At 41.8% G+C, this 23,611-nt stretch carries 26 protein-coding genes; 7 read left to right on the top strand and 19 right to left on the bottom strand.

All coding sequences use genetic code 11. From position 1 onward, the window contains the following. Window positions 1-141: 141 nt before the first annotated feature. The 5 genes from serA to C900_RS00445 form a co-directional block, all read right to left on the bottom strand. The gene (gene serA, locus C900_RS00425) at window positions 142-2,037 is read right to left on the bottom strand and encodes a phosphoglycerate dehydrogenase (protein WP_009577523.1); all 1,896 of its coding nucleotides are present in this window, start codon (window positions 2,035-2,037) and stop codon (window positions 142-144) included. A 416-nt stretch (window positions 2,038-2,453) separates the two neighbouring features. Further along, complete coding sequence (locus tag C900_RS00430) at window positions 2,454-2,936, bottom strand: YciE/YciF ferroxidase family protein (protein ID WP_040495094.1); 483 nt, start codon at window positions 2,934-2,936, stop codon at window positions 2,454-2,456. 142 nt (window positions 2,937-3,078) lie between these two features. Continuing rightward, window positions 3,079-3,450 (bottom strand): response regulator, encoded by a 372-nt coding sequence (locus C900_RS00435; RefSeq protein WP_009577528.1) that lies wholly within the window; start codon window positions 3,448-3,450, stop codon window positions 3,079-3,081. A gap of 387 nt (window positions 3,451-3,837) precedes the next feature. After that, window positions 3,838-4,095, bottom strand: coding sequence for a DUF2188 domain-containing protein (locus C900_RS00440; RefSeq protein ID WP_009577530.1), 258 nt, complete (start codon window positions 4,093-4,095; stop codon window positions 3,838-3,840). A gap of 11 nt (window positions 4,096-4,106) precedes the next feature. After that, on the bottom strand, window positions 4,107-4,547 hold the full coding sequence (locus C900_RS00445; RefSeq protein WP_009577532.1) for a DUF2267 domain-containing protein: 441 nt from the start codon (window positions 4,545-4,547) through the stop codon (window positions 4,107-4,109). A 327-nt stretch (window positions 4,548-4,874) separates the two neighbouring features. Between C900_RS00445 and C900_RS00450 the strand changes: the two genes are divergently transcribed. Next, the gene (locus C900_RS00450; RefSeq protein WP_009577533.1) at window positions 4,875-5,093 is read left to right on the top strand and encodes a dodecin family protein; all 219 of its coding nucleotides are present in this window, start codon (window positions 4,875-4,877) and stop codon (window positions 5,091-5,093) included. 69 nt (window positions 5,094-5,162) lie between these two features. Here the strand turns inward: C900_RS00450 and C900_RS00455 are convergent, their stop codons facing one another. The 3 genes from C900_RS00455 to C900_RS00465 all read right to left on the bottom strand — a co-directional run bounded on the left by C900_RS00455 (window position 5,163) and on the right by C900_RS00465 (window position 6,740). After that, the gene (locus tag C900_RS00455) at window positions 5,163-5,534 is read right to left on the bottom strand and encodes a PRC-barrel domain-containing protein (RefSeq protein ID WP_009577534.1); all 372 of its coding nucleotides are present in this window, start codon (window positions 5,532-5,534) and stop codon (window positions 5,163-5,165) included. Window positions 5,535-5,594: 60 nt separating this feature from the next. Next, on the bottom strand, window positions 5,595-5,888 hold the full coding sequence (locus C900_RS00460; RefSeq protein WP_040495050.1) for a hypothetical protein: 294 nt from the start codon (window positions 5,886-5,888) through the stop codon (window positions 5,595-5,597). Window positions 5,889-6,455: 567 nt separating this feature from the next. After that, entirely contained in the window at window positions 6,456-6,740 is a 285-nt protein-coding gene (locus C900_RS00465; RefSeq protein WP_009577536.1) for a hypothetical protein, read from the bottom strand. 251 nt (window positions 6,741-6,991) lie between these two features. On the opposite strand from C900_RS00465, the gene C900_RS00470 reads away from it, so the two are divergent. Then, the gene (locus tag C900_RS00470; protein ID WP_009577537.1) at window positions 6,992-9,661 is read left to right on the top strand and encodes a PAS domain-containing sensor histidine kinase; all 2,670 of its coding nucleotides are present in this window, start codon (window positions 6,992-6,994) and stop codon (window positions 9,659-9,661) included. Between the two features lie 533 nt (window positions 9,662-10,194). On the opposite strand, the gene C900_RS00475 is transcribed toward C900_RS00470, so the two are convergent. From C900_RS00475 to C900_RS29090, 6 genes are all read right to left on the bottom strand, one after another. Further along, the gene (locus C900_RS00475; RefSeq protein ID WP_009577539.1) at window positions 10,195-10,737 is read right to left on the bottom strand and encodes a DUF421 domain-containing protein; all 543 of its coding nucleotides are present in this window, start codon (window positions 10,735-10,737) and stop codon (window positions 10,195-10,197) included. Between the two features lie 209 nt (window positions 10,738-10,946). Continuing rightward, window positions 10,947-11,447, bottom strand: coding sequence for a hypothetical protein (locus C900_RS00480; protein ID WP_009577540.1), 501 nt, complete (start codon window positions 11,445-11,447; stop codon window positions 10,947-10,949). A 26-nt stretch (window positions 11,448-11,473) separates the two neighbouring features. Beyond that, window positions 11,474-11,965, bottom strand: coding sequence for a DUF4112 domain-containing protein (locus C900_RS00485; RefSeq protein ID WP_157493833.1), 492 nt, complete (start codon window positions 11,963-11,965; stop codon window positions 11,474-11,476). A gap of 131 nt (window positions 11,966-12,096) precedes the next feature. Then, entirely contained in the window at window positions 12,097-12,948 is an 852-nt protein-coding gene (locus C900_RS00490) for an SDR family oxidoreductase (protein ID WP_009577542.1), read from the bottom strand. Window positions 12,949-12,959: 11 nt separating this feature from the next. Then, window positions 12,960-13,463 carry a pyridoxamine 5'-phosphate oxidase family protein gene (locus C900_RS00495; RefSeq protein WP_009577543.1) on the bottom strand — a complete coding sequence of 168 codons (504 nt, stop codon included), beginning with the start codon at window positions 13,461-13,463 and terminating at the stop codon, window positions 12,960-12,962. A 234-nt stretch (window positions 13,464-13,697) separates the two neighbouring features. Beyond that, window positions 13,698-13,862: a DUF1328 family protein gene (locus C900_RS29090; RefSeq protein ID WP_040495052.1), complete on the bottom strand. Its 165-nt coding sequence runs from the start codon at window positions 13,860-13,862 to the stop codon at window positions 13,698-13,700. 59 nt (window positions 13,863-13,921) lie between these two features. Between C900_RS29090 and C900_RS00505 the strand changes: the two genes are divergently transcribed. Continuing rightward, window positions 13,922-14,101, top strand: coding sequence for a hypothetical protein (locus tag C900_RS00505; protein ID WP_009577544.1), 180 nt, complete (start codon window positions 13,922-13,924; stop codon window positions 14,099-14,101). 235 nt (window positions 14,102-14,336) lie between these two features. Here C900_RS00505 and C900_RS00510 read toward each other — a convergent pair whose 3' ends face one another. From C900_RS00510 to lhgO, 4 genes are all read right to left on the bottom strand, one after another. Next, complete coding sequence (locus C900_RS00510; RefSeq protein WP_040495054.1) at window positions 14,337-14,738, bottom strand: four-helix bundle copper-binding protein; 402 nt, start codon at window positions 14,736-14,738, stop codon at window positions 14,337-14,339. A gap of 210 nt (window positions 14,739-14,948) precedes the next feature. After that, window positions 14,949-15,869 (bottom strand): L-lactate dehydrogenase, encoded by a 921-nt coding sequence (locus tag C900_RS00515; RefSeq protein ID WP_009577547.1) that lies wholly within the window; start codon window positions 15,867-15,869, stop codon window positions 14,949-14,951. Between the two features lie 3 nt (window positions 15,870-15,872). Continuing rightward, window positions 15,873-16,982 carry a molybdopterin-synthase adenylyltransferase MoeB gene (gene moeB / locus C900_RS00520; protein WP_009577548.1) on the bottom strand — a complete coding sequence of 370 codons (1,110 nt, stop codon included), beginning with the start codon at window positions 16,980-16,982 and terminating at the stop codon, window positions 15,873-15,875. Between the two features lie 96 nt (window positions 16,983-17,078). Continuing rightward, window positions 17,079-18,275 carry an L-2-hydroxyglutarate oxidase gene (gene lhgO / locus C900_RS00525; RefSeq protein WP_009577549.1) on the bottom strand — a complete coding sequence of 399 codons (1,197 nt, stop codon included), beginning with the start codon at window positions 18,273-18,275 and terminating at the stop codon, window positions 17,079-17,081. A gap of 69 nt (window positions 18,276-18,344) precedes the next feature. Between lhgO and C900_RS00530 the strand changes: the two genes are divergently transcribed. Further along, entirely contained in the window at window positions 18,345-19,223 is an 879-nt protein-coding gene (locus tag C900_RS00530; RefSeq protein ID WP_051052740.1) for a glucosaminidase domain-containing protein, read from the top strand. A 73-nt stretch (window positions 19,224-19,296) separates the two neighbouring features. Next, window positions 19,297-20,289 carry a polysaccharide deacetylase family protein gene (locus C900_RS00535; RefSeq protein WP_009577551.1) on the top strand — a complete coding sequence of 331 codons (993 nt, stop codon included), beginning with the start codon at window positions 19,297-19,299 and terminating at the stop codon, window positions 20,287-20,289. A 7-nt stretch (window positions 20,290-20,296) separates the two neighbouring features. On the opposite strand, the gene msrB is transcribed toward C900_RS00535, so the two are convergent. Further along, window positions 20,297-20,797 (bottom strand): peptide-methionine (R)-S-oxide reductase MsrB, encoded by a 501-nt coding sequence (gene msrB, locus C900_RS00540; protein ID WP_221408098.1) that lies wholly within the window; start codon window positions 20,795-20,797, stop codon window positions 20,297-20,299. 234 nt (window positions 20,798-21,031) lie between these two features. Between msrB and C900_RS00545 the strand changes: the two genes are divergently transcribed. Next, window positions 21,032-21,532: a YfiR family protein gene (locus tag C900_RS00545; protein WP_040495056.1), complete on the top strand. Its 501-nt coding sequence runs from the start codon at window positions 21,032-21,034 to the stop codon at window positions 21,530-21,532. A gap of 45 nt (window positions 21,533-21,577) precedes the next feature. Then, window positions 21,578-23,503 (top strand): PAS domain S-box protein, encoded by a 1,926-nt coding sequence (locus C900_RS00550; protein WP_245558383.1) that lies wholly within the window; start codon window positions 21,578-21,580, stop codon window positions 23,501-23,503. Window positions 23,504-23,611: the final 108 nt, after the last annotated feature.

Raw genomic sequence — 23,611 nt, forward strand, 5'->3', positions numbered from 1 at the left:
CTTCACCCCGGCTACAAAGATTTACCCCCTCTGGGGGCCTCTGGAGGCTCGTTTTTCTCTTAAGTTAACGGCTATGGGAAACAGGTCCGGGGACAAGTAGGTCATTCAAAAAGGAGTTTGATAAACCGAAATACGAACCGATTAATAAAGCACCCTAAATTTGATCGTATGCTCGATCTTTCGCAGGGCTTTGATCAACTCCTGGTCATACTCCTTGTCGATATCGGTGATCACATAGCCGATGATCTCATTGGTCTTGAGGTATTGCCCAACAATGTTCACATCGTGGTCGGCCAGCACCTGGTTGATCCTGGCAAGGATACCCGGCATATTTTCATGGACATGGATCAGCCTGTGTGCATTCTTTAGTGTAGGCAACTGCAGATTTGGGAAGTTCACACTGTTGGAGGTACTACCCGTGTTAATATAGTCCATGATCTTGCCGGGTACAAAGCCGGCAATGTTTTCCTGTGCCTCGATCGTACTTCCGCCAACATGCGGAGATAGGATGGTGTTGGGTAGGTTTCTCAGCTTTGATATAAATTCTTCATCGTTGCTCTTAGGCTCTTCAGGAAATACGTCAACTGCGGTCCCGGCCACTTTGCCGTTTTCAATATGCTCTTTGAGTGCGGCAATATCTACTACATGGCCACGGCTCAGGTTAAGGAAGATCACATTGTCCTTCATCCAACCGAATTCACGTTTGCCAATCATATTCTTATTTTCGGGGCGGCCATCCACATGCAGGGAAACGATATCAGAGGTCTCCAGTAGCTCCTGTAAAGAGCTGCATTTCCTGGCATTACCAAGCGCCAGTTTCTCCTCCACATCATAATAATAAACCACCAGACCAAGTGACTCTGCCAGCACAGAGAGTTGCGCGCCAATGTTACCATAGCCAATAATACCCAGGTTTTTGCCTCTAATCTCAAAGCTTCCTTTGGCAGATTTATCCCACCTGCCTTCATGCATGGCAGAAGAGCGGTCGAATAGTCTTCGCATCAATACAATGATCTCGGCAATGGCCATCTCTACCACAGAGCGGGTGTTGCTAAATGGTGCGTTGAATACTGCTACTCCCTTTCTCAGGCAGGCATCCAGGTCGATCTGGTTGGTGCCAATGCAGAAAGCCCCCACTGCGATCAGCCGGTTGGCCGACTCCAGTACCTTAGCCGTTACCTGTGTTTTAGACCTGATACCTAATATGGATACGTTCTTGATCTTTTCGCAAAGTTCGTCTTCATCAAGTCCGGCCGGATATACTTCCACATTATAGCCTTCGTGCTTCATCAGTTCGATGGCACGGGGGTGGATGTTTTCCAACAGTAGCACAGTGATCCTGTTCTTAGGGTAGGAGATAGCGGTGTTCATTTTATTCAAATATAAAAATTCATCAAGACTGGGTGTGATATGGTCTGCTTTTTTAAGAATATTTTCACGCTCTACATTTTCAGTAAAAGCATAGAATTTATTAGCCAGCCCCGCAGCTTTGATCTCATAATCGGTATAGCCGTCACCAATTACATACACATCACCCTGGAGGTTGAGCCTTTTAAGTTGCTCTACTTTGCCGTTATTAGAGGAAAGGGCATTCTCACGGTCGTAGCCAATGATCTTACCACTTTCATCAAATTCAAAAGAATTGGCAAATACATTTTCGGGCTTTACATGATATTCCGATACAATAGGAACGATAAAATCCCGAAAGCCATTTGAAATAATATATATTCGGTCGGCATACTTATCAAAAAATTCCTTATTTCTTTTAAAGCTCTTGGAAACCTGCTTCTTCAGCTCATCCACCAAAGGTGTGAGATCATTTTTATGCGCATTGAGCAATTCAAGTCTCTGCTCAAGTGACTCCCGGAAGGTCAGTTCCCCGCTCATGCCTACATCAGTAATGTCTTTGATCCTCTGAATGCGTTCCACCTTTTCAGGGTGCCCCTCCAGAGAGATCTCCGCCAATACGTCCAGCGCCTCTACCTGAGTGAAGGTGCTGTCAAAATCAATAACGAAATACTTAGTCCCGTTTTGCATATCCTTTGAATTTCAGGACGAATTAACAGGATAAATTGGCTTTTTAAAAGCCTTTCAACATAAAAAAAATGGCGTTTTTACACGCAACCGATTGAAATTGAGTTTAAACGAAATAGGAGCAGAATAGAACTTTCACAGTTCGCAGTTTACTTTTCTCAAATTCTTGGGTTGAAGGGGGTGGGTAAAATAATTGGCGTTAATTTTTTTACCAACTGCTAATTTAAACATACTGCCAACATCATATATACCTTTGGATGTTATTTCAGGAAAGGAAATATTATCAATCAATAAAAAAGGGCTGTTCTTTTGCCATCATACATACATCTTCGCATTCATACTTCCACTTAGAAAAACAACATGATTGTCAGAAAAAAAGATGTTTATCAGAGCGTCAGAACAACCCTTTTTAAGATCTATTAAGCTTCTGCTTTTTCGTTAACGGTTTTAGCTACCTTATTCAGTTTTTCATCAGTTTTCTTTTCTTCTTCCAGGGTTTCTCCAAGCTTGTTTTTAATATCGGTGAACCCAAGTTTTTCGGCATATGTACATACCGTACCATATCCGGCAATTTCATAATGCTCTATACGCTGAGCCGCAGCTATCAAAGCAGCATCCATTACCTCTTTGTCAGCGTCTTCCTTCATTATGTCTTCGCCTTCACGGATCAGGCCCTGCATGGCTTTACATGTGGTGCCTTTCAGATCAAAGCCGAGCTCCGTGCTCACCTCTTCAAGGCGTTGCTTCTGTTTCTTAGTTTCCTCCAAATGAGTTTTAAACCCATTCTTTAGTTCTGAATTAGAAGCTTTTTCAGCCATTTTTGGCAGAGCCTCGATTATTTGAGTTTCTGCACTGTACAGGTCCTGTAATTCATGCTTAAACAGATCTTCTAGATTTTTCATTTTATTTGCCATAGCTAGTTGATTTTAAGTTGTTAAATTCAACTGTAACAGCAACAAAATTGTGCCATGAAATAAGTAATTGATTATCAGATATCCCTGTCCGTTACCTTGGGGAATTTGTGAGAAAGAGCGTTGAAAAATGTCACTTAGCTCCCCCGTTGATGTAACTGTTTATCTTATCAACCAGTTCTTTTATCTCAAAAGGCTTGGCTATAAACCCATCGGCTCCGCTCCGTTTTGAAATATTCTCTATTTCATTGTTTGCAGAAAGTATGATCACAGGTATATCTTGATATTTGGGAGTGTTTTTCAACAGCACCGTGGCTTTCTCTCCCCCCATTTCGGGTATCCATAAGTCCATTATAATCAAATCAGGGTCATATTTATCTATTTTTTGAGGCACTTCCTCACAATTTGTTGATATAAAAACCTGAAATCCTTTTCCTGAAAGAATCAGCGATACAATTTCAATTATGTCAGGATCATTATCGCACAGTAAAACCTTCTTTTTCATTCCTTTATCTTTTCATCTTTCCCTTGTCAAAATCAATTATTGTGCTAAATCAAGCTCAAGTTAGCGAATTGACAACCATATTCAGTAAACGTGTTATTAAGTATCTATATGAAAACTCTAAGTGGCTTTAAGAAAACGTTCCCGCCAAAGGGCGGACGAAATTGCAAAAATCAGTAGTCGCGTACAGTTACCGTTGTCGGGATGAGCATTTTTGGAACGAGGTAATGCGGACATTGGCGTTTTCTTAGAGACACTATTTATATGCCTGTACTGGCTTCGATGTGGTGGGGCAGTAATATATTGGCTGAAATAACAAAACCTTTTATACGTCAGTGGTAAAATTTCACATCAGTATAAAAGGTTTGCTGTTTGTCACTTTGCTACTGGTTAGGTAGCAGCCGACCAGGATTCAAATCTGATTGGGTCAGAAAACCGCGGAAAGATCCTTTTTTCCATCAGTTCCCCATCATCAGAGTAAATTAATATCTGGGCGGGTAGGTGGGTTTTTGCAAGGGCTACCGCTTTTTTCACTGCTTCCTCCTTCGTAGCACCTCTTACATTACCACCGTAAAGAGGGTTGTTGACAGTCACCCTCCATTGCTCTCCTTGCTTTCTCACATAATACGAATTCTCAAGTGCATCCATATAGTTGGGGTTTATGCGGCCTCGGTCATAGCCTCGGCCAGTTCTCGTTTTAATGAATAATTGAAAAAATCAAAAGCCAGTATATCTACGTAACGGTTTAAAATCTTGAGCGTAATGAGAATTGCATAAAGCGCTGAAACCTCTCCGTGCAGCACTTGTTGAGCATGTCTCTGATCATTCTTTATCACCTCTTCCACCAGGTTATCGAGGTGCTTAAGCCTTAGTTGCCGATGGTTGAGCTTCCAGTCAGATACGTATATAATTTTCAGGTCATCAGGCAGTTTCTGTATCAACTCTGCGGATTGCGAGTAGGTAAGACTGTCTCTGATCGTATGTAATACCCTGCCTACCAGCTTTCCGGCCTTATAATTACAGTCGATATTGAGCTCTTGTTTGATGTTGTCAATGCAACTGTTGTCGTTCGTAGCTAACTTGTCGTAGTTTATATCCATCTTATTTTTTGGTTTTAGCGCCAGATGCTGTCAAAACATTCAACATCTGGCTATTAGCCAATGGTCAAAATGATGCCAAACAAGCCCATAAAACTAATGTGTGTTGATTATCAGGTTGTTAATAAACAACCGAAGTCATAATGTATTGGGGAAGTTGTGAACAATGTGCCCTATATACTGTGGAAAATTGCAAACGATTGCATAACGTATTTTCAGGCATTTTGTTTTCCGATGGCAATAGAAAGGCCAATGGTGTCGGTAGTCTCTGGCATGAAATTTCCACATGCTATCTAAGAAATAAATGTTCAACAAAAAAATTATACGGTTATGAGTATTGTAAAAGTAATTGAGGTAATAGCAGGATCAGAAAAGAGTTTTTCAGATGCTACTCAAAAGGCCCTGGAAGAGGCTTCAAAGAGCGTGAAAAATATAAAATCCATCAACATTAAAAACATGAATGCCAATGTGGAAAATGGCAAAATAGTTTCTTATGGGGTGAATGCAAAAGTATCATTTGAGGTAGAGCCCCATGAAGCACATGCTTGAAAAATCCGCAGACCAAATAAGAAATGTTTAAAAAATAAAAAGGCCGTTTCTGGAGAAACGGCCTTTTTTCTAAACCTGCTCATGCTTAGACCAGTACGGTTCATAACCATAGTGGGTATAAACAGAGCTGATAAATGTTCTATCAGGATTTTGAGGCCAGTGATCTTTGTCAAATCCAGGTGCATTTTCCAGTCGTTCTTTATCTATATCGAGTATGAGTTTTTCTTCATCCTCAATAGTGTTAAACTGGAAAGCCTCCAGTGGAATGGCAAATAATTTCTCGCCAAACCCTAAAAAGCCTCCAAAAGAAAGCACGGCATATGCAACATATCCCGTTTCCAGGTCGATCATAATATCCTTGATCTCACCGATGTCTTTACCCTCTGCATTTTCTACAGTGGTGCCTTCTATAGTTCTGGCTGATAATAAGCGTGGTACCATAACATATATATTTATATTGTAACTGATGTTTAGTAGCTTTAAAAAGCAAGACTTCCTTGACTATCGCTGCCAATGGATCAGGGCGCTTCCAAAACGTCCTGTTGGCTGCGGGACTCTTCGACTGTATAAGGAATCGTTGCTTGCCGGTTCTGTTTCCTCCGGGCGGTCAATCCCCATGAGGTCGCATAATTTGTAAAGCTTGTCTTTCTTTCTTCGAATTTCTTCGAGGTGAATATTCACAGTTTCACTCGCTTCTTCATTATAATTTTTGAACTTCCTAAGTTTTCTTTCTTCGGACTTCAGTAAATCTATTTGGTCTATTATCATTTCTGTGGGCTGTTTCTCTGGTTCCATAACGTGATCTTTTTGGTGCAAAAATTATTATCCAAGGCAATACCATGTTATAAGTATTGTTCCGGGTAGCCTTTATAATAAAAAAATGATACCAACAGCGCCTGAAATGAGGAATTAGAGAAACACTTTTTATTATGTGGGATTACCTACCCAATATGGGGGTATTAGTGTAGCATAAAATACATGTTTTTTTATATTTCAAACGGTTGCATGACTGGTTGCTGGTTGCTGGTTGCTGGTCGCTGGTCGCTGGTCCCTGGTCCCTGGTTACTGGTCATTACCGATTACTTGGTTAGTGGTTGCTGGTGTTGTGAAACGGTGAACCGTGAACTGAGAACTGAGAACTGAGAACTGAGAACTGTAAACTGAGAACTGTAAACAGCCAACCTACAAATAAAAAAGGCCATTCCGTAGAACAGCCTCTTTTTTACTTTTTTGTTTGAGTGATTTAATAACCTTGATTTTTCCAAAGATCAATCTCATTGACCTTGCTTGTTCCTTAGTGATTACCGCACTAGGAACCCCAGCTTTGTGGAGAAAGCTACCCAAAAAGCTTACAACCTTACACTAGTTCATTTCCAGTGCAGAATGTCTGAATGGGGAGCGTCCCGAATCCGGAAATAATTCGTCTAAAACATCCTCAAGTTGCTTTTCCGAATAGATAAGCTCATCGTTCTTTTTACCGATTGTTTCACAAATCTGGAGGATACAATTTTTTTGATCCTGGGTAAGTAAGTCTGATTCTTCAGTATACAAAACTAACGCTGTTAGCTTTGAACGAAGGTCATAGGATTTAATTTTCAGACGTTTGGTATACCTCAGAATGTTCTGGTACTCATTTTCTGATTTCATTATGTCTTTAGCTGGTTTGGTTACGTGATTTAATATAAGAAAATTATAAGCCAAATAATAATCCTTTTTTAAAGAATTCAACCAACTATACCCCGTAGCAAATGGGGAGTTTAGGAATAACCGGTATGCTATTTGAATAATTCCCGGAAAAGGGGATTTTTTTGTAGAAAATCATACATCGTAAGATAAGCTGTATATGGAATGCTCACTGGTTGCTAAAATGGCTAACTTTATTAAAGAATAAATAGCAAATGGTAGAGAAACAGAAACTGACATATAAGACTGATTGGCAACTTATTCAAAAATCATGGCCGGGCCTTTACCTGATTATTAATACCGAATTAGACATTTTATTTGCCAGTGAAGATCTCCTTTGCCTACTTTCACTTTCTGCAGCAGATGTGACTAATCGTAAAATAAATGACATATATTCCTTTTTATGTGAGAAAGAAGATAAAGAAGACCTTAAATGGAGGCTATCTCTTGAATATGTATCTCATACTGGAAAATCGCATCAACTTGGCGTTAAGGAAGTGCAGTACACAGAGGCAGGAGGCGAGAAGGTAAAGAGGTGTTGGGAGCCACAGCATATTCCGGTTTTTAATGAGGATCATGAACTTCAGTATGTTATCCATCAGATCAATGAAATAAACGAAAACGAAGCAGGTAAGCATGAACAAAGTGACAGCCGCGATGAGGTGATCAGCCAGATAATTACTGACGGAATATATGAAATCGATTTTAATAGTCAGAGGGTATCCTGGAATGAGCAGCTTTATAGCATACTGGGATATGATGTGAATGAAATAGCTCTGGATCTCGTGCAGATGCTACGGTCGATTCATCACAAGGACAGGCGAAAGGTGAGAGATTTAATTCGGAATAATGGGAAGCCAGGATTTCAGATAGAATTTAGATTAAAAGCTAAGTCCGGTGACTATGTGGATGTCTTATCAAAAGGTATAATTACCCGAACAAAAAAAGGTGATCCCGTTAAACTCACTGCGGCTATCCATGACATCTCTGATTATAAAGTGCAGGAGAGACTTAAAGCACAATTGGAGTTGATCACCAGTACAGTACCGGCAATGATATGCTATGTAGATACCGACTTAAGGTATCAATTTTTGAATAACGGCTATAAAGTTGTTTATGGTGATGATCTGGATCGTTTGATTGGCAGGCCTGTGCAGGAATTGGAATCCGATGATGCATATCATAGGTTCCTTCCTCTTGCAAAAAGAGCGCTCAGAGGAGAAAAAGTGGAGGTGGAAGCCAAATTTAAGCTGATAAACGATGAAATAAAGTATTATAAAGCAACTTATGTACCTGATATCAGCGCCAAAGGTATCGTGAGAGGGTTTATTGGGTTGGCAATGGATATTACCAGAGAAAAACATAAAGAAATAACTCTGAACAATGCCACTGATGAAAAGCAACGCCTGCTGGATCAACTGAGTGCGGCACATGAGCAGATCAATAATGAAAAGAATATATTGAAGAGCTTTTTCATAAATGCTCCGGTCTATGTATCGATCCATGAAGGTGCGCAGCATGTTGTTCGGTTTCTCAATAAAAAGGCTGAGCACCTTTTCCATGGACAGAGTGCTATTGGGCGTCCTTTTAAGGATATTGCCATGCCACAGACGTATGACCGGTTGGTGAGTATTTTTGATATGGTTTATCACCAGAGCAAGGAATTCCATGCAAGCGAATTTTCTATCCCGGCTGACGCTGCTACATCCACAGAACCTGTACAGGAACGATTTTATGACTTGGTTGTGCAGCCCAAATCCGGATTTGAAACCAGTGAAAAGGGTATAATTGTGTATTACAATGATATAACGGATCAGGTTAAAGCAAAGCGGGCATTGGAAGAAAGCGCCAGAAGAGACCGAAGCCTGCTGGAAGCCATGCCTAATATTACATATACATTCAATGCACTGGGAAAGCTGGAATATTTCAATTCCCGGTGGTATCAGGTCACTGGCCTTGATGAGGAGACATCTCTGTCTCATGGCTTTGAAGCGGTGCTACACCCACATGATATCAACCGATACCGGGATATGTGGAAGACATCACTTAAAAATGGGATCATTTTTGATGACTACCTGAGAATTAAGGGGTGGGACAATGTGTACCGGTGGCATCATTCCAGGATAGTTCCCATTATGGATGATGAAAGTCTGATTGTGCATTGGATTGGCACCTCTACCGATATAGACGAACAGGTAAAAGCCAACCGGAAGAAGGATGAATTTATCAGTATTGCAAGCCATGAACTAAAAACTCCACTAACCAGCGTAAAAGCCTATATTCAGCTATTGCAGGAAACTTTTGCTGAAAAAAAGACGCTACCTGTTGCTACGTATCTTGAGAAAGCATCCAAAAATGTTGAGAAGCTGCAAGATCTGATATCCGAATTGCTGGATCTTTCCAGGGTTCACTCGGGGAAAATGGAACTTGACATCAGGACGTTCAAGTTGGATGATATGGTAAAGGATGTGGTAGAAGCAGCACAACATACTTGTACAACTCATGAAATTGTACTCCTTGGCGAGGCAGAGATGGAGGTGACGGGTGATAGAAAAAGGCTAGAACAGATCATGAATAACCTACTTTCAAATGCCATCAAATATTCACCGGGAAAGGATAGGGTAGAGGTGAATATCTCAAACACCAGGCGCCAGTTACGAATAGCTGTCACTGATTATGGTGTGGGAATTTCAGAGAAGGACAAAGACCAGCTCTTTGAGCAATTTTACAGATCAGAAGAGGTGGATAAGCGCGTAAGCGGTTTGGGTATCGGCTTGTTTATATCACTGGAGATAGCCAAGATGCATGGCGGACGCATTGAAGTAGATAGCCAGAAGGGCAGAGGCTCTACTTTTTCTCTAATTTTGCCTATTGCCCCGGATTGATAGCCGCATATCGTTAACCTTGCTTTTCATTTAGTGTTTATGGCAAAACTCACATATTAATCGTCATTGCGAGACTTAACATTTTTCACAAAAATGCACAAAATGAGATGACGAATTGTTCTGTTGCAAAGCTGCAGCGAAAGAAATGGGATATCAACTTGTTGCAAACCATCATGTTGACAAATACTTCATCGGTAGGTAGCCAACAACTTTTTAGTTCACTGCGTTATGTCCGGGATGACGGTAATGGAAGAATTGAATAATTCATTGACTATAAGTATGTAGTGAAAACTTGTCATTGGTAACGAAGTACGACAATCCCCTCTTCTTTGGCGTGCATTAAGAGGGGATCGCTTCGATTCCTTTCCGTGGCAGGCCGGGGACGTGCGCGATAGACACTAATTAGTGTTTGTAAGAAAACTCTAAGTGGCTTTAAGAAAACGTTCCCGCCAAAGGGCGGGACGAAGTGCCAAAAAGCGAAGCGTACTGAGGTACTTACACGCTAGCTTGTTATAGTATGCATACTTTGGCAACTATTTGTTGATATAGGCTTCAAAACCCCCAACGTTGGATAATGAAGACTTTGATGGATCAGTCTCTGAATTTTTAATTACACTGAAGCTGCCATCGCTTTCCAGTATCACAGCGTCAATATCTTTAATACTGCCATGGCCATTAGCTCTTATAGCCGCTTTAATTTCTGACTCGGTTACTCTCTTTCTGCGCATTTCTTTTTCCAGAAATCGGCCATGGTGAAATATAATCGATGGTTTTGACTTTATCATGCGATGAAAAAATTTGAATCGTACCGACAGCCATGTGACCATAAACTGAAGGCCTATTAAAACCGCAAATGCCAGGATTGCTTCTACCACTGATATATTTTTGGTGAGCAGTGCCGAGGCAAAGGTAGACCCAAAGGCCACTGTGACCACGAAGTCAAAAGAATTCCATTTGGACAGTGTACGCTTTCCTGATATCCTTAGCAGAATGATAAGTCCTATGTAGACGCATATACCGGCCAGTATTATTCGCACCAGTTCTTCGGTGTCAGTTTGAAAGAGGTTTTCAAGCATAGTCAATATTGAAGAGGGGAAAAGCTGTTCAGAATTGAATAGTTTTTAATTTCGGCAACACCTTTCCTCTCACTTTTATTTAGTGTCTGTAAAAAAACGCCAATGTCTGCGTTATGCTTACCCCAATAATGCTCATCACAACAGTTGTACGGGACTCACGCTTTTTGGATTTCATCCCGCTCTTTGGCGAGAATGTTTTCTTACAAGCACTATTGATTATCGATTTTTTCCAATGTCTTTTTACTGATCTTTTCTCTGATGGACTTATGCTGATCGTTCAGCGTTTCCTGCTCTGCCTCAAGCTGATCAAGTTCTGTCCGTATTTCAGAATGGTCTTGCTTCATTTCTGAAATTTGTGACTGAAACTCTTCTTTGGTAACCTGATCCCGCTTTGCTTTGAAGTTTTCATGCACATCAAAAAGTTTTTGGTTCTTTTCTAATAGTACCACATGGTTTTTTAATATTACTTCATGTTTAGCGAGTGTTTCCAACCACGCAGTATCCAGGCTGTCTAAGGCGCCCACCTGGTCCGCGACCCGCTTATGGGCTTTGGAGATACTGTCGTATGCAGCCATTAGATTGGTATTTCTCTTTTTCAGGCTGTCTGATTTATGCAGCAGTTTTTCATAAGCAGATTCTCCTGCTCCTGAGCTACAATTACTTAATAGCACTATCAAACTTATTCCTACTACTCTATGTACAAGTTTCATTGTGGTCCGATTTTGTATTATGGTTACTATAACAGATGAGTGATTGCTTCAATTATTTTCCACAACACGTAGAGAATGCCGGCTAAGATGATCAGCAATATTATACCTGTTACAATTAATATTCCTTTACCAGATCCCTGGTGTTTTCCCTCCTCGTAATGCTCTTTCAACAATTGTATGTTGCGATCATTGGCCTTAAAAAAAAGGTCAAAAATAGTTCCAACAATAGGAATTGCGCCAAAAAGAGCATCAAGAGTGGCATTCAGAACCATTTTTACCACCAGTTTATGACTCGCACCATGGTTATACATGGTATAGATCAATACACTGGAAATGATATAACCTGCCAGATCTCCAAATCCAGGAATGAGACTCAGTAAAGGATCCAGACCGAAACGTATCCGTGTGCCTGGGATAACAAACCTGGAATCCATCAAATTCGATATCTTCTCAACCCACCTAAGGCTGGGTCTATCTACAACTGCTACTTCAGGTGATTCTATCTCTATTGTTCTCATCCTATCGGGTTTGACGTTGTTTTTAATAATCAACAACATAGTTCCAGCTCTGAAAATGCTGGTTTTGTAATCCAGAGCTGGTATTGCCTTGGTTACCCACATTAGTTGGGTAATATCCGGGGATCACCACACTAGCTGCCTACTACCTCTCCACCATTTACGTGTATCACCTGGCCCGTTACATAGCTGGAGTCTTCCGATGCCAGGAATACGTAGGCCGGCGCTACCTCCGAAGGCTGCCCTGCCCTTCCAAGAGGCACATCAGACCCGAATTCACTGACACTGTCGAAGGTGGAAGGGATAAGTGGTGTCCAGATCGGGCCGGGAGCAACTGCATTTACAATAATTCCCCTGGTCGCCAGATTCTTAGCCAGAGATCGGGTAAAAGAAGTAATAGCGCCTTTTGTAGACGAATAGTCGAGCAGATGCTCGCTGCCGCGATATCCTGTAACACTGGTGGTGTTAATAATGTGAGCTCCCTTTTTCAAATGAGGGACCACCTCCTGTGTAATGTAGAACATAGAGAAAATATTGGTTTTGAAGGTATTGGTCAGTTGTTCCACAGATATTTCCTCTATATTGTCCTTAGGATACTGTACTGCGGCATTATTGACCAGCACGTCTATTTTTCCAAAATGCTCCAGTGTTTCTTCTACGGCATATTTGCAAAATTTGGGATCCTTAATGTCGCCCTCTAAAAGCAGGCAACTGCTTCCTTCTTGTTCTACCATTTCTTTGGTTTTTTGTGCGTCCTGGTCTTCTTCAAGGTATACAATAGCCACAATCGCACCCTCACGCGCAAAATGTACGGCCACAGCACGCCCGATGCCACTATCACCACCGGTGATCAATGCAACTTGATTTTGCATTTTATGGCTACCCTTATAGTTATCTCTGATAATCTCGGGCTGCGGCTCCATTTTATATTCTTTTCCGGGCTGCCGTTCCTGGTCTTGTTCGGGAAATTTTGTTGGTTTCGTCATGGTTTTCGTGGTTAGAGGTTGAGTTTTCCTTTTCTTCCATCGTCAGCCGACATACCTGTTACCGATGATGCCGCTATTTTTACCAGGGATACCAGCTTGTTAGTTTTAGTGTCCCAGTAATAGGCATCTTCGGGTGATACCCGTAGCAGCGCCAGGTTAGGGTCATCCTTGCCTTTAAACCAGGTATTGGCCATGGGGGTCCATAATTCTTCTATTTTGGTTCTGTCTTCAGAAATTTCCGCAGTTCCGTATACAGATAGAAATTCAGTCTTTCCGGGATGAGAATAGATCAACTGAACATCCCGGTCTTCGTGGATATCAGTATACTGTGAGCTGTTTTTTGTTGTAAAAAACCAGATGTTTCCCTCACTGTCAGTATCAAGTGTATGCATGGGTCTGACCTTTAATGGTTTGGTATCCAAATCCGTCACCAGCATACAGGTGTCAATATCGTCAATGAGCTCTCTAAGTTTGATCATTGCTTCATTATGATCAAGATCTTGTGTGTTTTCCATGGTAAATTAGCTTTAGGTTTAGAATAAAATTCCTTTCAATACAACCCCGACCATAATCCTGCCAATCGGGAAAATAGAGAAATATTGAACCTGGAACAGTTTATGAGTATGTCGAATGTGATTTAATTGCGCTGTCGGGAATGATATTCTACAGACTTGGTGCAACGCCTGGAAAATATAAAGGCCAGGCGATAAATCTCACCTGGCCTTTAGCTAAAAGATTAACAATTTATGTCATGCCCGCCGCGCCAGATGCATTATTAATCCTATTACTAACAATACAAGGAAAATGTAGAAAATTATTTTAGCAATTGAAGCGGCTCCTGCAGCTATGCCTCCAAATCCGAAGATCGCGGCAATAAGCGCAATTATTAAGAAAATTACTATCCAACGTAACATAGTCTTTAAGGTTTAGTTGTCAATTGTTTTATAGGTTATATAGGATAAATATCTTGCCAATGCATTTCTTTGATCCAAAGGCAATTAAACATCAGAGACTTGTAGAAAAGATACCTCAAAAACGTGCCTCTGAGTTCTCATTGTTTCATGCTTCCAGGCTTCTGGACTTTGGTTTCCGGTTGAAAAACGGGGCGATAGCCTACTTCGTCTCCATGATCTCCTTACCCGCAGTAGATTGACCTTTACAAATGTTCTGCTTGCTTATAGCATAAGGCTTAACCCTTGACCCTCGACCCTCGATATGGAATGTAATTCAAAAGAGGCTGTTTCAAAAGTCGCCTTCTGACGTCATCCTGAACTGGATTCAGGATCCCCTGTTTAGGTTTCTGCTCATTTCCAGGGGATCCCGAATCACGTTTGGAATGACGACTGACTTTTGACAGCCTCTTTTCGTAATAAAGCAAACGGTCAATGTTAGAAACTCACTAATTTTTCTCCAACTAAAAAAGCCGGTGAGTTAGGTATAAAAGCATATTGATTACAATGAACATGCTCTGATACATATTGCTCACACGCTTTGATGCTGGCGTTACATTCGTGGAATGCTTTTTCGGCTATCACATTGTGATACTTACTGCATACAGCAGCACAGGTTTTACAATAGGATATATATTGTTTAACAAGGTTTCGGTGTAGCTGGTCATCATCTTCGGCCAGCTTCATGATCAGGATCATTCCCGAATCAGCACAGTCTATTGCGCGGCTTAAACAATCTTTGCACATTTTAAAATCTGCTGAATGTGAACACATGGTTGCCAGGTTTTCACAGGCCTGTACGCAATTTTTTATTGATTTTAACAAGGTAGATTTTTTCATGACACTTTTCTTTTACACTCATTTTCTGGGGTTAAATATCATGCCAATGCCACGTATGTCATTTAAAAGCAGAGGATTAGGGTGTTGAGGAACGCACTTCCTCATAAATCGTGTAGATATTTACTCGTTTTGAGAGAAGTTTATGCTTTGATTATAGCTGTCAGCAAGTTGGGGAAAGGCGGAGTGGATTATTGTTTAATTGGCAAGAATTTAATACTTCACAGAGACAATGGCCTTTTTGATGACTTCTACAGACTTATGGAATTTCTCATGCTCCTCGTCAGACATATTGGGTATCAGTACCTCCGTTGCGCCATCAATACCCACTATGGTGGGAAGCGAGATGGCCACATCCATGTACCCCATTGCGCCCTCCTGAACACGCGAGACATTGATAATTCTCCTTTCCCCACGCAGCATCCATTTGATCAGTGTAGCAGTAACAAGGCCAATAGCATGATTGGTGGCGCCCTTACGTTTGATGATCTCCTGCGCGGCCGTTCTTACACGTTCGGAAATGACAAGTTCTTTTTCCCGTACCCATCCTTTCCAGTTGCGCAGGTTCATACCACCCACCATGGCGCTTGACCAGAGCACTACTTCTGAGTCTCCATGTTCACCGATTACCTGGGCATGTATGCTTCGGGGGTCCAGCAATAGCGATTGGCCTAAAATCTCTTTTAGCCTGGCTGTATCGAGCATAGTGCCGGTGCCAATTACTCTGGAGGTGGGCAGCCCCGAAAATTTTTGAATAAAGTAAGTCAGTACATCCACAGGGTTGGAGACTACAATAATAATCCCCTCGTAGCCCCTAAGTTTTTCAGCAATGTTTTTTGCAATTAGAACGTTTTCATTGAGGAGTTGTAGCCTTGTTTCCCCTGGCTTTCCCCCACGTCCTGCAGCAACTACTATTGCATCAGTACGCATCATTTCCTCTACAGTGGTGGCTGCCACACGAGCAGTAGGATAAAACGAAGAACCATGGCTAAGATCCATTGCTTCACCCTCTGCAATCCCTGTTTTGATGTCATAAAGCAGTAGTTCATTAGCAATACCTGAGTAAAGGACAGAAATAGCAACACTACTGCCTACCCAGCCCATGCCAATGATGCCTATAGACTTTCCGCCCATGTTTTAGTATTGCGCCATTTCAGGATCTATTTCTCTGGCCCACGCCAGTATACCTCCTTTAAGGTTGTACAAGTTATCCAGGCCATGCTTACTTTCCCAAAATTTAATGGCCTGTGCGCTTCTCGCTCCACTTCTGCAGTGCACAACTACCTTTTTATCTCTGGCTATCTTGTCGCCTGCCTCTGGTACCTGCTGCATCGGTATCAATTCTCCATTCAGATTGGCAATATCATATTCATGAGGCTCACGCACATCCAGCAGTTGGAAGTTTTCACCTGAATCCTGCATTGCCTTTAGCTCTTGTACGGTTATTTCTTTCATTTTTATAGTTGTTTGAGGTCCTGAACAAAACTCTTCATAGTCGATGAGTTTATCAATTTTAGGTAGATTTTTATTTTTTGGTATACTTATAGTCCGGGTTTCCATGACAAGTGCATCAAATATCAACAGCCTACCGGCCAGCGGTTGCCCTGTTTCAGTCAGTACTTTTATTGCCTCATTAGCTTGCATACAACCGATAATTCCGGGGAGTACTCCAATTACTCCACCTTCGGCACAATTTGGTACTGAGTCTGGCTCCGGAGGCTCCGGATAAAGATCCCGGTAGGTGGCGCCACCTTTATAATTGAAAACCGCCACCTGGCCTTCAAACCTGAAAATGGAGCCATAAATGTATGGCTTATCCGATATCACGCAGGCATCATTAATAAGATAGCGGGTGGGAAAATTGTCTGTACCATCGATCACCAGGTCATAGTGTTCAATAATTTCAAGCGCATTTTCCGAGGTAAGACGCTCCTCGTATACTTCAACATTAATATAAGGATTCAACTCCTTGATGCGCTGCCGGGCCAGAATAGCTTTTGATATTCCAATATCCTGCTGCCGGAATAAAACCTGTCTCTGAAGGTTTGTTTCGTCTACCTGGTCAAAATCCACTATGCCGATAGTGCCTACACCGGCAGCAGCCAAATATAACAGTACAGGGCTACCCAGTCCACCCGAACCCACCACCAATACTTGTGCTGACTTGAGCTTTTCCTGTCCTGCTTTTCCAAATCCAGGTAGGGTCAGATGTCTTTGATACCTTGCAAGTTCGTTTGTAGTGAGCATGCTTTGTTTTTATCGATTCAATATATTGATCTTAAATATCTCAAGTGGATAAAATTAGCTAAAAACAACTTACAACGGCAATTTTTGTGGTTTTTGTCAAAACCTTTTCAACGCCAGATCAGAAACGGTGTCGCCAATGGAAAGAGATGATGTTGCCGCGGGTGACGGAGCATTACAAACATTCACAGCGTACTCATTTTCCAAAATGAGGAAATCATCGATAAGGCCACCGTTTCGATCACAAGCCTGTGCTCTGACACCGGCACCACCTGGCGAAAGATCCTGCTCTCGTATTTCAGGCATAAGTTTTTGCAGCGCTTTAGTGAAAGCGGCTTTGGAAAAAGAGCGATACATTTCACCCATACCCGTTTTCCAATATTTCATAGCTACCTTCTGAAAACCAGGCCAGGCAAGCGATTCGCCCAATTCAGCCAAATGGATATCTCTTTTGGTATAGCCTTCTCTTCTGAAGGCCAGCACTGCATTGGGCCCGGCCTCTATGCCACCTCCGATCATACGGGTGAAGTGTACACCCAGAAAGGGAAAATTCGGATCAGGAACCGGGTAGATGAGATTTTTAACGAGGTATTCTTTTTCAGGAGTCAGCTTATAGTACTCTCCCCTGAATGGTATGATCTTCACATTTAGCTTTTGGTGAGTAAACTGAGCAACCTTATCGGAATAGAGTCCGGAGCAGTTTACTACCAGTTTGCAGCTATAACTACTTTTGTTGGTTACTACGCTGCATTCATGGTTTCCGGTGTTAATCTCTGTTACCTTTTCGCCAAGATGTATGGCGCCCTCTTTTTCCTGTATAAGTTCGGCATACCTGGCCGCCACCTGCTTATAATCTACAATACCTGTCTGAGGGACGAAAATGCCCTCCAGTCCATTCACATGCGGCTCATATACTTTTAGTTGCTCCTGGTTGAGCAAGATAAGGTTTTCCAGCCCGTTCTCCTGGCCACGTTTATAAAGGTTGTGCATGAGGGGTATTTCCTCTTTAGAGGTGGCTACCACAATTTTTCCACATAGTTCATAAGGGATCTCATGCTTGTCACAGAATGATACCAGTTGATGGTAACCATTGATACAGTTGGTCGCTTTTAAGCTGCCCGGCTTATAATATAAACCCGAGTGAATCACGCCACTGTTATGACCGGTTTGGTGGGCTGCCAGCTTATTTTCTTTATCAATAAGCAGCAACTTAAGGGCGGGATTTTTGGCCTTGATTTTCAATGCCGTGGCTAGTCCTACTATGCCAGCGCCTATTACAATAATATCGAACTTCAACGGTTTATATTTTTGTTATGAGTGCGAATATAGAGCATATCTCATGTTTTTAGAAATATAGAACAATTAATGCGTGATAGACATTATCTTCAAGTAATGGATTGTAGCAGAGTACTTGGCAGAGCAGGCAGGAAGCTTAGGAGCATTATTGTGGTAGCGCTGGTGGGGCTTACCGTAAGCTGTGATGATCCGGTTTTAAAGCCGGCCCTCATCGTTATTCGATCAGCCAATGATATTGTGTCTGTTCAGGGTAAATGGGTAAGGCCTATTGTTTACTCCAATGCTTTTGATTTTGGATCACTGACGGTCAGCAGGAAAAAGAAAAAGTTTATTCAGATGATGGTACCGGCCATTTTGCTGGTGAAGCATAATATAGCTGTGGATCGGTCAAGAGTAGGGCACCTTATCTGGAGGATTGAAAATGAGGAACACCTGGATGCAGGTGACAGCATATTTTTGAATGAAAAAATAAAGGAATATAATGCCGGTAATGCCAAAGACCTATATCAACGTATGGCCACACACCCGACCAGTATAGTACTGGCTCAGGCGGCTATTGAGAGCGGGTGGGGCAGCTCCAGGTTTTTTAAAGAGGCCAACAACTTATTCGGCATTTGGTCTTATAATGAAGCTGAAAGCCGGATCAAAGCTGGGCAGGGGAGAGAAAGTGGCGATATTTATGTAAGGAAGTATCCTGATATTAATGCCTCCATAGAAGATTACTTTAAAACCCTGGCCAGAGTAAATGCCTATGCTAAGTTCAGAAGCCAGCGCCAGACACTGGAAGATCCTTATAAATTGATCTATTTCCTTAATAGATATTCTGAACGGAAGTATAAATACGTGGCTGATCTGAGCCAGGTGATGAAGAAAAATAACCTGACACAATACGACTCTTTAAAATTAGACCCCTCTTATTACAGAGAAAATGATAAAATCACTTTTTAAAGTATACTTAGGGATAGCCTTGGCAATAGCCCTGTTTTTTTGTTTCTCCTCTTTATCATGTACAACTAACCGGATGGAAGAGGAGCTTTTGGGAGACAGGTCAGTAGTGCTCTTTGTATACCACCGCTTTGGTGACGACCGGTTTCCCTCCACAAATATCGGCATAGCAGAGTTCCGTAAGCACCTGGAGTTTTTGCAGTCTAATAATTATTCGGTGATGACTCTGTCAGATGCACTTGCTTATCTGAAACGGGGCGAGAATAAAAAGAAAGTGGCGGTAATCACTATTGATGATGGCTACAAAAGCTTTCAAAGTGGAGCTATGCCACTATTACAGGAGTTTAAGATGCCAGCCACCCTTTTTATCAATACCGAAACAGTTGGCTCCTATGACTACCTTAACTGGAAGGAATTGAAAGAACTGCAAGGTGAGGGGATCGAGATCGGCAATCACAGCCATTCTCATGCTTATTTTCTGAATTATCCTGAACAGGAGAGAGGGCGAATATTTAGAGAGGATGTGGTTAGAGCCCAAGACCTGATGAAAGAGCATCTGGGGTTGGCACCCCGGATATTTGCATACCCATATGGTGAATATGATCCTGAAATGAAAGGTATACTTTCCGAATTAGGATTTGATGCTGCCGTGGCTCAAAATAGTGGGGTGATGTTCACCGGTGGAGATCAATTTGCTATTCCCCGGTTCCCAATGTCAGATTCCTATGCCGCAGGATTTGCTGAGAAAGTAAAGATGAAGCCACTGAAGGTGTTCTCGGTGAAACCGGAGGCTGTTTTATTGGGTGATCAAAATCCACCTGTTCTTGAAGTGACTTTCAAAAATGACAGCATAAGAGCCGGACAGCTTCAGTGTTTTGTGCAGTATGGGAAATGCTCTGTGGAGGTGCTGAGTAGTGATCCGTTAACAGTTAAACTAAGGGCCACAGACCTGCTGAAGCACAGAAGAACGCTTTATACCCTCACGGCGCCCTCCCTGGCTGGTGAGTGGCATTGGTATAGCCATCTATGGGTTATCCCTGATGTTAAAGGTTCAGACAGAGGCGAATGATCAGCCCTTATTTTTTTTCAAAGTTCAGTGAAGCAGAGTTAATACAATACCTTAATCCTGTTGGTTCCGGGCCATCAGGAAAAACATGCCCTAAGTGACCACCGCATTTGGAGCAGACTACTTCCTCGCGGACCATTCCATAGCTGGTGTCTTTTTTTACCTCTACATTGTCATCGTCTATCGGTTCATAGAAACTTGGCCAGCCGCTACCCGATTCGAATTTTGTTTTAGAAAGAAACAGCTTCTGATGGCATGCTGCACAATAGTAAACGCCCTCATCATGGTTATCCCAATACTTGCCGGTAAATGCCCTTTCAGTTCCCTTTTCTCTCAGTATGTGATACTCTTCAGGAGTGAGTTCCTCTTTCCACTCACTTTCTGACTTTACTATTTTACCTTTCATATTTTTATGTTCTTTTTTGCTTATCTCTTGCCCGTTGATGCACGATGTCATGCCCAAAATAAAAGCAAGCGCCAGTGTAAAGGATGTAAAGTTGAAAAATTTCATAACAATGACCATTACTAACAATTATTACAAACTGATTTGCTATATTAAAGTTTCAGTTTTTAATAAAATCTCAACTGTATTGTCTGATCAATGACAAAAAAACATTTTTACTTTGACCCTACGTCTTGATGTATTTACTTTAGAAAATTGCTATTTTGGAGTTATTTTTTGAAATTAAAATAAAATGAAGTTTATTTTACAAGTTAGGAAGTTGTGCTTTAATCCTTTCGGCTCATGAGAAAGCTATTTTTTGTTCTTGCTATAGTTATTTTAGGATCAGCTACTTATGCGCAAAATTATCAGCTACATTCTGTATACATATATAGTTTCATAAGGTATGTGCAGTGGCCCGGTGGGGATACTTCAGATGATTTTGTAATTGGCGTTTTAGGCGATTCCCCGGTTATTCCGCACCTAGAAAAGATGGCAGAGGTCAAGAAAGCGGGTAATCGCACCATTGTGATCAGAAAATTTGGCAATATTGACCAGGTTAGTAACAGCGAAATTGTGTTTGTAGCCAAAGAAGCTGGCAGCCAACTGAAACCTTTACTGGATAAAGTAGGAGCAGCCAATACGCTGGTAATCACAGAAGAAGAAGGCCTGGGTCTTGAAGGTAGCAATATCAATTTTGTTATCCGGGGGGGCAAGTTAGCCTTTGAGCTCAACAAATCGGCCATGGAAAGAGCGGATCTGAAAGTATCTACGGAACTGTCGAGATTAGCAATAATTATTTGAAAAATTAAATAGTATTTAACCCACAGATTCAGCTATATGCGAAAAATGAAGTTTAAGATAGGGAATAAGATTTTTGGTGGTTTTCTCATCCTTATTATTCTCTTTATTGTTAATGCCTCTATTATTTTTTATAACGGTAACCTAATCGATCAGGTAGTTAACCGGTCATCTGAGATCATCAGGCCTTCAAAAGAGGCTATCAATGATTTTATACTCCTGGTTACGCGATCAAAAATGCTCGTTACCAACTGGGTATACCTGCAAAGTAATACTGATGATAAAGAGGCGCTGAAGGATCTTCATGAATTTGAGTACCCGGAATTGAAAGAGCGAGTCACTAATTTAATGAAGTCCTGGGAAGTAGACAGCCAAAAGGTGCTGATGGATTCTGCCTTTGCCGAATTCGAAAAGCTGATGAAAGTGGAGCAGGAAGTAGTTATGACCCAACTGGTCACTTTTGAAAATTATGAGGATCCCCTCACAAAACTGCTTGCTGAAGATGCCATTGAAAGTCAGGTGATCCCGCTGACAGCATCGGTAATAGAAAACCTTACCAAGGTGGCGGAAGTACAGCAGATGATCACCGAGGAGTCGGATGCAGACCTGAAAACAGCAGCGGATCAACTTAGGAATATTACCATTGTGCTGGGTGTGATCATCGTTATTCTAGGATTGCTGAGTGCTTTCTTTATGGCGCGATCTATCACACGACCTATCAATTACATAAAAGATGTTGTCGTCAAACTTGGTAAAGGAGAGCTGGTGGATGATAGCGGTCGTAAATTTAACAACGATGAAATTGGCGAAATGGCAGCAGCCATGGATAGCCTTATTCATGGCCTCAGATCAACTACATTCTTTGCGGAGAATATTGGTAAAGGTAAGTATGATTCAGAGTTTAAGCCACTGAGTGATCATGATGTGCTGGGTAATGCATTGCTTGAAATGAGAAGCAACCTGGCACGTGTTGCAGAAGAAGATAAGAAAAGAAACTGGTCAACAGAAGGCTTGGCAAAATTTGGAGACATCCTGCGTAAGAACAACGACAATATCGAGAAACTTAGCGATGATATCATTCGCAACCTGGTAAAATACATGGGAGCCAACCAGGGAGGGCTGTATATCATTGAAGAGAACGAGGGCGATGAACCTTTTATGACCCTTACCGCCTGCTACGCCTGGGATAAGAAAAAGTATATCAATCAGCAGGTGTTTAGAGGTGAGGGACTTGCAGGACAGGTATGGCAGGAAATGGACACCATTTATCTTACAGAAGTACCTGATAACTACATAAGGATCACATCAGGACTTGGTGATTCAAACCCTAAGAGTATCCTCATAGTGCCTTTGAAGGTCAATGAGGAGATCTACGGAGTAGTGGAAATCGCTTCTTTCAAGCCATTTGCAGAGCATGAGGTAGAGTTTGTAGAAAAAATGGCGGAAAGCATCGCCTCTACCGTTTCTTCAGTGAAGATCAATGCTAAAACACAAAAACTGCTCGAGGAGTCGCAGGAGATGACCGAACAGATGAGGTCTCAGGAAGAAGAGATGAGGCAGAACATGGAAGAGCTTCAGGCTACTCAGGAAGAGATGCAGCGCGGGCAGGCTGAAGCAGAAAATGCCATGGAAGCCATTAATCAGTCTGTGGCAACAGTGGAATTCGACCCAGATGGTAAGATAGTGAATGTAAACCGGAACTTCCTGGATATGTTCGGATATACCAAAGAGGAACTCCTGGGCGAGCATCATCGTATATTCGTAACCAAAGAAGACAAAGCCTCCGAAGAGTATAAGCAATTCTGGAGAGACCTGTCTTCGGGTGTTATGAAGCAAAATGAATATAAGCGAATTACTAAAGCCGGACAGACTAAATTCATGAAAGAGAACTATGCGCCAATCAGGAGCAGAGACGGATCGATATCAAGGATCATGTTGTTTGCTCATGATGTTACAGAATATGTAAATGCCTGAAAAAGGTAGTAATTTAAAGAAGAGGCTGTGTCAAAGTTAAAACTTGATGCAGCCTCTTTTGTTTTTTATCAAGACAAGGGTATAAGGCATTCTTGATAATTGTTTTAG

The sequence above is a fragment of the Fulvivirga imtechensis AK7 genome (genome assembly GCF_000331535.1).
Classification (GTDB): Bacteria; Bacteroidota; Bacteroidia; order Cytophagales; family Cyclobacteriaceae; genus Fulvivirga; species Fulvivirga imtechensis.

Coding starts and splice junctions, on each gene's coding strand:
- serA (WP_009577523.1), bottom strand. CDS start 2,037: ATGCAAAACGGGACTAAGTATTTCGTTATTGATTTTGACAGCACCTTC.
- C900_RS00430 (WP_040495094.1), bottom strand. CDS start 2,936: ATGAAAAATCTAGAAGATCTGTTTAAGCATGAATTACAGGACCTGTAC.
- C900_RS00435 (WP_009577528.1), bottom strand. CDS start 3,450: ATGAAAAAGAAGGTTTTACTGTGCGATAATGATCCTGACATAATTGAA.
- C900_RS00440 (WP_009577530.1), bottom strand. CDS start 4,095: ATGGATGCACTTGAGAATTCGTATTATGTGAGAAAGCAAGGAGAGCAA.
- C900_RS00445 (WP_009577532.1), bottom strand. CDS start 4,547: ATGGATATAAACTACGACAAGTTAGCTACGAACGACAACAGTTGCATT.
- C900_RS00450 (WP_009577533.1), top strand. CDS start 4,875: ATGAGTATTGTAAAAGTAATTGAGGTAATAGCAGGATCAGAAAAGAGT.
- C900_RS00455 (WP_009577534.1), bottom strand. CDS start 5,534: ATGGTACCACGCTTATTATCAGCCAGAACTATAGAAGGCACCACTGTA.
- C900_RS00460 (WP_040495050.1), bottom strand. CDS start 5,888: ATGGAACCAGAGAAACAGCCCACAGAAATGATAATAGACCAAATAGAT.
- C900_RS00465 (WP_009577536.1), bottom strand. CDS start 6,740: ATGAAATCAGAAAATGAGTACCAGAACATTCTGAGGTATACCAAACGT.
- C900_RS00470 (WP_009577537.1), top strand. CDS start 6,992: ATGGTAGAGAAACAGAAACTGACATATAAGACTGATTGGCAACTTATT.
- C900_RS00475 (WP_009577539.1), bottom strand. CDS start 10,737: ATGCTTGAAAACCTCTTTCAAACTGACACCGAAGAACTGGTGCGAATA.
- C900_RS00480 (WP_009577540.1), bottom strand. CDS start 11,447: ATGAAACTTGTACATAGAGTAGTAGGAATAAGTTTGATAGTGCTATTA.
- C900_RS00485 (WP_157493833.1), bottom strand. CDS start 11,965: ATGAGAACAATAGAGATAGAATCACCTGAAGTAGCAGTTGTAGATAGA.
- C900_RS00490 (WP_009577542.1), bottom strand. CDS start 12,948: ATGACGAAACCAACAAAATTTCCCGAACAAGACCAGGAACGGCAGCCC.
- C900_RS00495 (WP_009577543.1), bottom strand. CDS start 13,463: ATGGAAAACACACAAGATCTTGATCATAATGAAGCAATGATCAAACTT.
- C900_RS29090 (WP_040495052.1), bottom strand. CDS start 13,862: ATGTTACGTTGGATAGTAATTTTCTTAATAATTGCGCTTATTGCCGCG.
- C900_RS00505 (WP_009577544.1), top strand. CDS start 13,922: ATGCATTTCTTTGATCCAAAGGCAATTAAACATCAGAGACTTGTAGAA.
- C900_RS00510 (WP_040495054.1), bottom strand. CDS start 14,738: ATGAAAAAATCTACCTTGTTAAAATCAATAAAAAATTGCGTACAGGCC.
- C900_RS00515 (WP_009577547.1), bottom strand. CDS start 15,869: ATGGGCGGAAAGTCTATAGGCATCATTGGCATGGGCTGGGTAGGCAGT.
- moeB (WP_009577548.1), bottom strand. CDS start 16,982: ATGCTCACTACAAACGAACTTGCAAGGTATCAAAGACATCTGACCCTA.
- C900_RS00530 (WP_051052740.1), top strand. CDS start 18,345: ATGCGTGATAGACATTATCTTCAAGTAATGGATTGTAGCAGAGTACTT.
- C900_RS00535 (WP_009577551.1), top strand. CDS start 19,297: ATGGAAGAGGAGCTTTTGGGAGACAGGTCAGTAGTGCTCTTTGTATAC.
- msrB (WP_221408098.1), bottom strand. CDS start 20,797: ATGAAATTTTTCAACTTTACATCCTTTACACTGGCGCTTGCTTTTATT.
- C900_RS00545 (WP_040495056.1), top strand. CDS start 21,032: ATGAGAAAGCTATTTTTTGTTCTTGCTATAGTTATTTTAGGATCAGCT.
- C900_RS00550 (WP_245558383.1), top strand. CDS start 21,578: ATGAAGTTTAAGATAGGGAATAAGATTTTTGGTGGTTTTCTCATCCTT.